General features: G+C 67.2%; 11 protein-coding genes. 10 read left to right on the forward strand and 1 reads right to left on the reverse strand.

What is annotated here, in order from left to right; translation table 11 throughout:
- Both A5727_RS06670 and A5727_RS06675 read left to right on the forward strand, forming a co-directional pair.
- Entirely contained in the window at positions 1-312 is a 312-nt protein-coding gene (locus A5727_RS06670; protein ID WP_157521256.1) for a type VII secretion target, read from the forward strand.
- A 3-nt stretch (positions 313-315) separates the two neighbouring features.
- Positions 316-618, forward strand: coding sequence for a DUF2694 family protein (locus A5727_RS06675; protein ID WP_068246529.1), 303 nt, complete (start codon positions 316-318; stop codon positions 616-618).
- A gap of 5 nt (positions 619-623) precedes the next feature.
- Here the strand turns inward: A5727_RS06675 and A5727_RS27790 are convergent, their stop codons facing one another.
- Positions 624-767, reverse strand: coding sequence for a hypothetical protein (locus A5727_RS27790; RefSeq protein ID WP_197507607.1), 144 nt, complete (start codon positions 765-767; stop codon positions 624-626).
- A 92-nt stretch (positions 768-859) separates the two neighbouring features.
- Between A5727_RS27790 and A5727_RS06680 the strand changes: the two genes are divergently transcribed.
- The 8 genes from A5727_RS06680 to A5727_RS06715 all read left to right on the forward strand — a co-directional run bounded on the left by A5727_RS06680 (position 860) and on the right by A5727_RS06715 (position 10,909).
- On the forward strand, positions 860-2,281 hold the full coding sequence (locus A5727_RS06680) for a DUF5631 domain-containing protein (protein ID WP_068246532.1): 1,422 nt from the start codon (positions 860-862) through the stop codon (positions 2,279-2,281).
- Positions 2,282-2,368: 87 nt separating this feature from the next.
- Positions 2,369-2,686, forward strand: a complete 318-nt coding sequence (locus A5727_RS06685) for a DUF2710 family protein (RefSeq protein WP_068246535.1) — start codon at positions 2,369-2,371, stop codon at positions 2,684-2,686.
- 136 nt (positions 2,687-2,822) lie between these two features.
- Entirely contained in the window at positions 2,823-4,301 is a 1,479-nt protein-coding gene (gene eccB / locus A5727_RS06690) for a type VII secretion protein EccB (RefSeq protein WP_068246537.1), read from the forward strand.
- Positions 4,302-4,304: 3 nt separating this feature from the next.
- Positions 4,305-8,438 carry a type VII secretion protein EccCa gene (gene eccCa / locus A5727_RS06695; RefSeq protein WP_068246539.1) on the forward strand — a complete coding sequence of 1,378 codons (4,134 nt, stop codon included), beginning with the start codon at positions 4,305-4,307 and terminating at the stop codon, positions 8,436-8,438.
- 47 nt (positions 8,439-8,485) lie between these two features.
- Positions 8,486-8,812, forward strand: a complete 327-nt coding sequence (locus tag A5727_RS06700; RefSeq protein WP_068246542.1) for a PE domain-containing protein — start codon at positions 8,486-8,488, stop codon at positions 8,810-8,812.
- A gap of 24 nt (positions 8,813-8,836) precedes the next feature.
- Positions 8,837-10,057, forward strand: coding sequence for a PPE domain-containing protein (locus A5727_RS06705; RefSeq protein WP_068246545.1), 1,221 nt, complete (start codon positions 8,837-8,839; stop codon positions 10,055-10,057).
- Between the two features lie 202 nt (positions 10,058-10,259).
- Positions 10,260-10,589: a hypothetical protein gene (locus A5727_RS06710; RefSeq protein ID WP_157521257.1), complete on the forward strand. Its 330-nt coding sequence runs from the start codon at positions 10,260-10,262 to the stop codon at positions 10,587-10,589.
- 35 nt (positions 10,590-10,624) lie between these two features.
- Positions 10,625-10,909 carry a WXG100 family type VII secretion target gene (locus A5727_RS06715; RefSeq protein ID WP_068246551.1) on the forward strand — a complete coding sequence of 95 codons (285 nt, stop codon included), beginning with the start codon at positions 10,625-10,627 and terminating at the stop codon, positions 10,907-10,909.
- The last annotated feature ends 146 nt before the right edge of the window (positions 10,910-11,055 follow it).

Here is an 11,055-nt window from a genome sequence, read left to right on the forward strand (position 1 = left end):
ATGGACATCAACATCGACACCGAGCATCTGCGTGAGGCCGCACGTCGACACGGTGCCGCCGCCGAGCAGTTGGCCGAGGTTCCGCAGAGCCACGACGCGATCCAGCAGAGCCTCGATTCGCTGGGACCGATATTCGCCGAACTGCGGGAGGCCGGCCGAGCGCTGCTGGAACAGCGTCGGGCCAGCTACGAGCAGCAGGCCAGCGACCACGCCGATATGGCGCGGCATCTCGAGCACGCGGCAGTGACGTGGGAGGCCGACGAGGATGAGCGGGCGCGACGAATCCAGGCCGTCCACGACGATCCGGCCTGACGCGTGAGCGAGCCCAACCCCGAATTCGACGCCATCCACCCCAGCGGGCACATCCTGTTCCGCAGCTGTCGCGGTGGCTACCTGCACAGCGTCGTCCTCACCGAAGCCGCGCTGGGCACGGATGCGGACACCCTGGCTGAGGCCATCAAACGCACCGCCGACGTGTCCTATCACAAGGCCCTGATGGAGGTGCGGGACGAGATCATCGCCGCGGGGCACACGCCATCAGACGACGTGCCTGGACCGCGGGATCTGGTGCGGGCGATCGAGCGTCTCCGAGAGCACCGACTCGAAGCCGACGGCTGAGCTCCTCAGCGCACCCAGCGCTGCGCGGTGTCGGCGGGTGGGGCGATGTCGGATGGCGGTGCGATGGGGTTGGCGCCGAACAGTTCCCGCGCTCTGGCCAGCATCGCGCGAACTTCGTCCAACTGCTGCTGCAGCACCGAATCGGCCATGCCACGAAGCTACTCAAGCCGCCGTGAGCACACAATTCACCCCGAGGAATCTGTGAACTGACAGACCCGCACACCCCGGTACTCTTGCTCAGGTGGCGAGGTTCGGCAGGAGAGCGGCGCGGCAGCGCCTGCGCAAGGCGACGCAGCAGGCGTTGTCGATTCCAGCCTTCCGCACCCCGGTGGACTGCACGCCATGGGTGTTGGGCGGCCTGTGGCCCGCGGAACTGAACCAGGTGACCGCTGAAACAGCCACCCTGGCAACCTATCTCAGGAACGATCTGAACCGCATCGCGGACTCCGCCAACGACAGACTGCGAGAACTCGCCGAAGCGGGACTGCCCGAACCGATTCGGCAGGCCGAAGAGGCCAGAGTCGTCAACGTGGCTCGGGCATTCGCTGTGCTGCGTGTCGAGTCGACCATCCGGCACCTGCGCAGGGAGCCGGTAGGCTTCGTTCCGCCCCACCTGAGCCTGGGGCCGGGCACGGAGGAGCCGACCCGGGTGGTTCCGGCCGCACCGGCCGCTGGGCCCCAACCCCGGCGTGTGGCCGAGGAACCGCCCACGGTCATCACCGCACCCCGACCCAGGCGGGTGGCCGAGGAACCCACCGTGGTGGTCATGGCCACCCCGCCCCCCACTCATACCGCGTCCTCGGCGATGCCAGAGGGCATCACCGACAGTGTCGTGGTCGAGCCGGCCAGCGATGACGCGGAACCCACTGGGGCCGTGGAGCTTCCCGAGGCGCCGGCACCGACACCGGAACCGGCACCGCCGCCGACCGCGACTCCAACGGCGACCTCAGTGACGGCTCCAACCGCGGCCCCAGTGAACGGCCACGAACCGACTTCGGTCGAATCGGCGGAGCAGCGCCTGCGGCGCCTGTTGCAGTTCGTGGCTCGCCAGGAACCCGGGTTGGGATGGGTGGTGGCAGACCGCAGCGACGGCACCACCGTGCTGGCCACCGACCTCGCCTACGGCTGGGTGCCGCCCGGCATCGACCTGCCGGCGGGTGTCGAGGTGCTGCCTCCCGGACGGCGGCGTGGCGGTCTGGCAGGCGTCGTGGGACCGGCCGACCGGATCGTGACCTACCGGCCCGGTGACGCGTTCCCCAGAATCGCCGAGCAGGACGTCACCACGCCGTCGAACGACGCCCGCACCCTCACCGAGGTCACCGATCTGGGCTGGAGGCTGACAGAGGCGACCCAGTGGCGCGACGGACTGCCCCGGATGACCCACACCATGGCGAAGGCCGGGGCCAGCGGCACCGGTGTGGTCGATGCCGAGGTGGACGTCCTGCGAGTGCATGTGGACACCGCGCGCTACCAGGTGCTGGCCCAGTACCCCGACGTCAATGATCGGCTCCTGGGCACGTGCCTGCTGCTCGCGGCCACTGAAGCGCTGGTCACCGGCGATCGGATCGCCGCGAACTATCACTTCGCCTGGTTCCTCGAACTCACGTCGTCGGACGGTTCGGGCTGGCAGGTCACCGAGGGCACCTCGCGGAACCCGGGGTGAGCTCAGCTCGATTTTGCTGACGCCCGCGATGCCGGTCACCCGCGCCCTGAATTGACGTTGCTGGTTTCGGCTGCACATAATCACGGCGTGTCGGGGCCAGGGGGCGCGGAGGAATCAGCCGACGACAAGGCCCTGGTCGAGGCGGTGCTGCGCGAGCTCAGCGAAGCTGCCGACATGTGGGAAGCGCTGGTCGCCGAGGCCGAGCGGATCACTTTCACGGTGGACATGGGGGATATACATGCCGTTGCCAATGTGGACGGAAAGCTCATGGAGCTGACGTTGCACCCGAAGATCACCGCGTACTCGCACGACGAGCTGGCCCAGCGGTTGAACGTCGCGTTCGCGGCCCTGCGCGACGAGGCTGTGGCGGACAATGCCACCCGCTATGGCGGCGGCCTGCGCTGATGGGCGCCCAGCGTACGGCAGCTGCGCCCGGGAATTTGGTGTCATCGGCGTGGATCCGGCGCCCTTATGGTGAGAAAGCGGACCGACCGCACGTGAGCACAGCGTCTTTCGCCAGTCCGCCGAAAGGATCTCGACCGTGCCGCTGAACCTGTCCAATCGAGATCAGAACTCGGGGCACCTGTTCTACAACCGCAGACTCAAGGCCGCGATCACCCGGTTTTCTGTGCGGATGAAGCACGACGATCGCAAACAGAGTGCAGCGGTGGCACTTTCGATCGTCTTTGTGCTGATCGGTGTCGGCTGGATGGCCCTGCTGCACGTGCTCAAGCCCGCAGGCCTGGTCGGTGACTCGAACATCGTCGGCGACCGGGACACGGGTGCGGTGTACGCCAAGATCGACGGGCGGCTGTACCCGGCGCTGAACCTGACCTCGGCTCGACTCGCGACCGGGAGCAACGCCACACCCGTATGGGTCAAGTCCAGCGAGATCCTCAAGTTTCCGACCGGTCCACGAATCGGAATCCCCGGTGCCCCCGAGGATCTGGCGGTGACGACGAGCGCGGTCTCGGCCTGGTCGGTGTGCGACACCGCCCCGGCCCGGCGCACGGGTGCACCGGTCGTGACCGCCATAGCCGGGCAGCTGTCGCGGGTGGGGCGGGCCGCGCCGATGGCCCCCGAGCAGGCCGTCCTCGCGACCCACGGCGATCAGACCTATGTGATCTGGGATGGCCGGCGTTCGCGCATCGACCCAGCAGACCGGACGCTGACCTTCAACCTCGGGCTCGACCCCGGCGAAACGTTCCCAATCCGCATGTCGAACGCCCTCTTCGACGCCCTTCCCGCAACGGAACCCCTCGTCGTCCCCGCGATCCCTGAACTCGGCGCCCGATCACGGTGGCTGCCGGACATCCCTATCGGCACGGTCCTGCAGAGTCAGGACGCTGCCGGCACCGTCAGCGGCTTCTACGTGCTGCTTCCATCGGGAGTGCAACAGGTCAGCGCGTTCGTCGCCGACCTGTTGCGCACCGCCGTCACACAGTCCTCGGTCGCACCCGTGCTCGTGTCACCGGACAAGCTGGTCGACATCCCCGACGTCGACGTGCTCAACGTCGGTTTCTACCCGAGTGCGAGGTTCCGGTTCGTCGACACCGAGGCCAACCCGACCACGTGCGTCGCCTGGGAGAAGATGGGCACCGATCGGCAGGCCACCGTCACGGTCTTCAACGGCAGGGGGCTGCCCGTCTTGCCGAGCCAGGACAACCGCCTGGTCCGGCTGGTCCGCAACGACCGTCACCCGGACTCGGTGGAGGCCGACCAGACGTTGATTCTGCCCGGCGCGGCGAACTTCGTCGCGACCACGAGCGGCGTGGTCACGGCCGACACCCGCGAGAGCCTGTACTGGATCGCCCCACAGGGCGTCAGGTACGGAATCAGTTGGGATGATTCGACTTTGAATGCGGTGGGGCTCAATCCCGGGCTCGCGGTGCAGGCGCCGTGGCCGATCATCCGGACGTTCGCCGCCGGACCAGCGATCAGTCGCGCCGATGCGCTGTTGGCCAGGGACACACTGCCCGGCGGCGGGACCGCGGCCGCGATTCCCGGTGGGGGAGGGTGACAGATGTCCAAGCGAGGCTTTGTGCGCGGACCGCGTAAGGCGGTCCCGGTCGTGCCCCCGGCTCGCGTCGCCGTCGCGCCGCCGTTGGCGCTGCCCGAACGCGAGCCGCGGAACATCCTGCTGATGATCGCGATTCCGGCACTGCTGGTGGGCATCCTCGGCACCCTTGTGGTGATGTACACCTCGGGAGCCCGGTCGATGCAGTCCGGGTTCTTTCCGATGATCGGGCTGATCGGTTTCGCGGCCATGATGTTCAGCGGGCGGTTCGGTCGATCCCGCAAGATGTCCTGGGGCGAGCAGGAGAAGCAGCGACGGGTCTACCTGCGCCAACTCGACGAGGATCGCGACGAGATCCAGCGCGCGGCCCAAGAGCAGCGCCGCAGTCAACTGTTCGTGCACGGTGACCCCGAACGTCTGGACACGGTGATCGGCGGGCCCCGGATGTGGGAACGGCGCCCGGGTGACGTCGACTTCCTCGACGTGCGACTAGGCGTCGGCGTCCAGCAGACCAGCGAATCCGCGGTGTCACTGCAGTGGCCGGAGGTGCCGATCGGGGAAGAACTCGAACCGGTGACAGGGCGCGCCCTGCGGGACTTCATTCTCGAGCAGAGCAGAATCCGCGGTATCGGCAAGGTCGTCAGCCTGCGCTCGCGTCCCGGATTCAGCTTCACCGGAGACGATATGGCGGAACTGCGCAGCCTGATGCGCGCGGTGTTGTGCTCCCTGGCCGTCTATCACAGTCCCAGCGACGTGAAACTCATGGTGGTCACCCGTCATCCGGAGGACTGGGAGTGGCTGGTGTGGTTGCCCCACAATCAGCACGATGAGATGTTCGACGCCTGCGGCATGCGCCGTCTGGTGTTCTCGTCTCCCACCGAACTCGAAACCGCCCTCGACGCCGAACTGCACCGCAAGGGCCGCGGTCCGTGGGCGCCGCCGTCCGGCAGCAGTCCACTGTCGATGCCCTCGCCCATCGAGGCGTCCTCGCCCAGTGCGCTCGGCCCGCACTGGGTGATCGTCGATGACAACGTCGGCACGCCCGAACAGTGGGAGGGCGTCACTGGACAGAAGGGAATGGCCGGAATCACGGTGCTGCGGTTGGCCACTCGGCCGGGCGTCGGAGTCGGCTTCACCGACGCCGACGAACGGTTCGAACTGCGCGAGGGTCGACTGCGCCATCGCGACGCCTTCTACGCCGTGGCCGACATGCTCGCCGTGAGCACCGCGGACCGGTACGGACGGGCCCTGGCTCGATGGTCACCGAGCACGGTGGGGGAGATGTCGGCGATGGACAGCCAGGGCGGCCAACTGCTGCGTCTGCTGGGCATCACCGACCCGCGCCACCTCGATGTGGACCGGCTGTGGGCAGAGCGCCGCGGACGGGGTGATCCCAAATGGGGAATGGTCCCGGTGGGTGTCCGTCCGGACGGCGAACTCGAGCACATCATCCTGCGCGCCAAGGACTTCGGTGGCTATGGATTCCATTCGGTGGTCATCGGGACCTCGGGTTCGGGCAAGTCGGAGTACTTCCTGTCGCTGTGCAACGGCATCGCACTGACCCACTCGCCGGAAACGTTCGTCGTGATCTTCGTCGACATGAAGTTCGAGTCCGCAGCGCAGGACCTCGAGGGACTGCCGCACGTCGCCGGATCGCTGTCCAACCTGGGCAAGGACGACCGGCATCTCGCCGAACGAATGCGCAAGGCCATCAACGGTGAGATCGCCCGCCGGTACCGCCTGTTCAAGGACGCCGGCGCCCGCGACGCGAACGAGTACGAGGAGATGCGCCTGGCGGGCCGCGACCTCGAACCTGTTCCGGTGCTGCTGGTCATCATCGACGAGTACCTCGAACTCTTCCACCACCACAGTGACTGGATCGACCTGGTGATCCACATCGGCCAGGAGGGTCGTGGCTGCAACGTCTTCTTCACCCTCGGTGGCCAGCGCCTGGACCTGTCGTCCTTGAGCAAGGTCAAGAGCAACATCGCATTCCGGGTGGCGCTGCGCGCCGAGACGGCCGAGGACTCCCGCGATGTGATCGGCAGTGATGCCGCCCTGCACCTGCCCTCGCAGGAGAACGGCTACGCGTTGTTGAAGGTGGGACCGCGTGAACTCGAACAGTTCCGCTGCTTCTACGTCTCAGCGCCGTTCGTGCTCCCGAAGAAGGTCGCGGTTGACCGCACTGTTGACTTGAGCTTCGGCCAACCGAAGTCGCTGACGTGGGAGTACCAGCCGCTCTCGGAGGAGGACAGTGCCGCGCTCGCGGTCGTCGACGAGCCCGAGGAGCCGGACGAGTTCCTGTACCACGCAGACGGTTTCAAGAAGAAGAAGCTGCTTGAGGTGATCCGCGATTCGTTGTCGGCACATCCGGCGCGGCCCCCGCACCAGATCTGGCTGCCTCCGTTGGAGGTTTCGGAGGGGGCCGACGCGCTGGTGCAGCGCCACCGCGGCAAGCCGTGGCACATCGACTACGGACAGAACTCCGGCCTGGTGATCCCCGTCGGCATCGTCGACATTCCCGAGGACCATGTGCAGACCGTGCATGTCCTCGACGTCGAGATGGACAACGTCATGGTGGTCGGCACCGCACAACGCGGAAAGTCCACGACGCTCATGACGCTGATGACGTCGGCCGCGCTGATGTACCGACCGGAGCGTGTGACGTTCTTCTGCATCGGCGCCACGCTGTACGCGATCGAGGATCTGCCGCATGTGGCCGGCGTCGTGAGTGTCACCGACGCCGAGGGTGTCTCGCGCACGATCGCGACGCTCGAGGGTTTGATCCGCGCACGGGAGGCGTCCTTCAAGCGGTACCAGATCGACATCGCCGAATTCCGGGAGCGCCGATTCGGCCCTGCCGGCGGCGCCGGCACCGACCCGGATGACAAGTTCGGTGACGTCTTCCTGGTGATCGACAACTTCGGCGACCTCTACGAGAAGGACATGACCGCCGGGGACCGGGTCATCGCGCTGGCCCGCCAAGGGCTGTCCTACGGCATCCATGTGATGTCGAGTTCCAACGGATGGCTCGTCGGGCAGCGACAGGCTCTGGTCATGGTGTCCAACTCGCGAATCGAGTTGCGGCTGAGCAACCCTGATGAAACCGCGATGGGCACCGGCATCGAACACCGCAAGGCCGCCCGCAGGGTGTTGGACCGACCGGGCTTCGGCATCACCAGGACCAGCCACGAACTCCTGGTCGGTCTGCCGGAGATCACCGGGCCCAAGGGGGAGCGGATCACCACCCGTCAGGTCGGCCGAGTGATCGCCGGCGTCACGGGTGCCGGCCGGGTGGAGACGTTGGTCCGTCTTCCGGACCGGATCGCGTTGCGCGAACTCGTGGCGGCGCACCGCGCCGGACCAGCCGGGGCAGACCCCTGGGACATTCCGTTCGCGATGGGCGAGACCGCACTGCAGCCGGTGTGTCTGAGCACCCGATCGACGCCGAACCTGTTGGTCATGGGCCGCCAGGGCTGCGGAAAGACCTCCACGCTGGCCGCTTTCGGCCAGTCCGTGATGGCGGCGCTGTCGCCAGAGCAGGCCCAGATCGTCATCATCGATCCCAAGACCAGCCTCATCGGCAAGGTGCAGGGCCCCCATGTGCGTGCCTACGCCTACACGGCCGAGGACATCGACGGCGTTCTCGAATCGGTCGCCCAGGAGCTCACGCAGCGGCTGCCACCGTCGGGGCTGAGTCAGGAGGAGTTGCTGAACCGCTCCACCTGGGACGGTCCGCACATCTTCGTCCTGATCGACGACGAGCAGGAACTGCGTCCCAACGGGGCGGTGTTGGGCAAGCCGGCCGCGATCGCGCCGCTGGTGCCGCTGATCGAGCGGAGTCGCGAAATCGGCCTGCACGTCATCGCGTCGAGATTGCCGGGCAACTGGGCCGGGGTGTCGGCGATGAACCCGCTGCTGCAGCGGTTGACCAGTTCACGCGCGCCCACGCTGTACATGGACAACGATCCGTCGGCCGTGAAGGTGTTCGGCAGAGTCAGCGCCCAGCAGCTGCCGCCGGGTCGCGCGCTGATGGTCACGACGGAGGGCCACATCGAGGGTGTGCTTGTTGGGCACCCTGAGACAGATGAGTCCACAGAGGCCGAATTAGTGCCTGCACCGACGCCGGACACACCTTAGTATCGAACGATGCCGCAGCTAACGGGGGTGCGGGGGAGGAGAAGGCAATGAGCGCGGGGAACCCGATCGTCAACGTGTCACCGCCCATGGTGGGTCTGTCGGCCGCCACCGAGGCGGGCATCGCGGCATCCCAGGGCGGCAGTGCGGGGGCGGCCTCCGCGGCGCTGCTCGGGGTGCTGCCGATGGGTGCCGACCCGACGTCCGAGGCCTTCGCCGACGCGCTGCGGGCCGCGGGTGCCGCGTACGTCGGCGCCATCACCGAACACGTGGTGCAACGCGGACTGTTTGCCGGTGCGCAGGGCCTCGCGGGTGCGGTGTTCGCCGAGACCGAGGCCCAGCGCGCGGCGGCCGCGGCGATCAGCACCGCGCTCTGAGCGCTCACGACGGACTGAGACGTCATGCTGGATCCCGGCTGGGCGATCCGTACGCCCGACGCCAATGATTTGCTGCTCAAGGGCGGCACAGGGCCGGCCACCATGCTCACCGCCTTGGCGGCGTACACCGCGGAGATGGCTGCCACCGAAGTCGCTGCGGGCGTCTCCCTGACGAACATGGGGGCGCTGAACGCACAGTTCCAGGGCGCCACCAACATCTCATCGACCACTGCGGTGACCGGCCTGAACACCGCTGCGCACCTGATCTTCGGTTGGTTGGCGGAGAAGCCCCCAATCATCACCACGGCCGTAAACGCCTACACCACAGCGTATTCGGCGATGATTCCGGCGCCGCTGTGCGTGGCCAACCGCGAGGAGTGGGCGGTGTTCAACGCCCTGAACATCGCATTCCCGGGGATGTTCCTTCCGCAGGTGGTCGCCCTGGACAGCCAGTACTTCGGGCACTTCTGGCCCAACAACACCAGCACGGGTGCGACATACTCGGCGACCCTGGTGTCACTGATCCCCGCACTTGCGCTGCCGCCGCCGATCACGCCACCAGGTGCCTCCCCTGCGGCGCCCGCCGCAGCCGCGACGGCGGTCGCGGAATCCGCGGCCACCGGTGCTGCCGGGGAGGCGATGCGCGCCTCGAGTCAGGCGGCGGCGCAGGCCGCGTCGGGAGGTCAGGCCGGTCTCGGCTCGTTCACCGACATCGCGGGTCAGGCGCTGCAACCGCTGCAGAAGGGATTCGAAGCCGTGCCCAAGGCATTCGAGTCATTCATCGGCCTGCCCGAGAAGGCCATGCAGCCCGTGATGTCGCTGATGCAGAACTTCACCGGGATGTTCGGTGGCGCCCTCAACGGCCCGCAGACTGGCGCGTTCTCCGCCGAAGCGCTGCGTCCGGGTGGAGTCGGCGCGCCGAGTGTGACGAGCCTCGGCCCCACCGCCGGTGGGGGCGGCGGTGGAGGGGTCGGTGGAGTCGGTGCGGCACAGGGACTTACGAGCTACACCCGGCCGGTGAGCAGTTTCGGACAGGACAGCGGCGGTCGGCCGACCGGCCTGCGCACGCCGGGCCTGCTGAGCACCGCTGAGCTCCGGGGTCCGACCGCGGTCGGCACCGGTGGTGGTGCGATGCCGATGGCGCCGGCGGGGATGCTGGCGCGGGGACAGGGTGCGGACGGTGATCAGCAGGAGGTCACCCGCGCGCGCATCGTGGTGGAGGGAGACCGCACCGACAGGGAATAGCTGTGGTTATTGGCCAGGTCTGGCGACAACCGCGGTTGTCGCTTATATTGCCTGTGCAGATGTGCTTGTAGGGGGTTCTGAGGACGTCGGGTGCGATGCTCACAACTTTGCTGTTTGGTGAAGTGACAGCCGCTCAGATGCCCATAGACTCGAATTCACGTCCCCGCGACGGGGGGAATCGAAGAGCAAGGGAGACAGGAATATGGCAGAAGCACAAGGCATTATCGACGTCCCACCAGAGCAGCTGCGCGACACCATGACGTCGGTGTTGTCGGCCATGATGCAGAGCAGTCACCTGTCGAAGGACTGCACCAACCTGATTGAGGAACTCGTCGGATCGGGTGCTTTCAAGGGGCCGGCCGCGGTCATGGCGATGCAGACGATGGCTGAGATCAACACCGATATGCAGAAGATTCTCCAGCACGGCACCGCGTTGGCCGAGCACCTCGGGACCACCGCGGACCAGATGGACAACAGCGAAGTCGACTCCGTGGCGCAGCTGCAGTCGGTGCTCGGTTCGATCGGCCGCTGAGCCATCCCCAACTCAGACATCCAAGGAGCCGACGAATGACACAGATCACCTACAACAAGGCCGCCATCGCCGACAGCGCGGACCGCGTCGCGCACAACGCGGCTGGCATGGGCGACGACTACACCGACGTCCACAACCGCACCAACGCACTGCTGGGCGAATTCGGCGGTGCCAACGCCACCACGTACGCCTACAACCAGGCGGAGTTCATGAAGAGTTTCGAGCACCTCATCGAGACGGTGACCAAGTTCGCACACACCGTGCACACGGTGCTCGGAAACGCCACGGACACCGACAATTCGCTCGCAACCATGATGTGAACTGACACCACACCGGTGGACGGGGGGGGGGGGGGGGGGGGCCCCCCCCCCCAGTGGGGGGGGGAACCCAGCAGGCCCCCAACCCCGCCCGGCCGGGGGGGCTGGGGGGGGGGGGGGGGTAAGTAATGGTGGGAGCCCGACAGGGC

Source organism: Mycobacterium sp. ACS4331, from assembly GCF_001667265.1.
Classification (GTDB): domain Bacteria; phylum Actinomycetota; class Actinomycetes; order Mycobacteriales; family Mycobacteriaceae; genus Mycobacterium.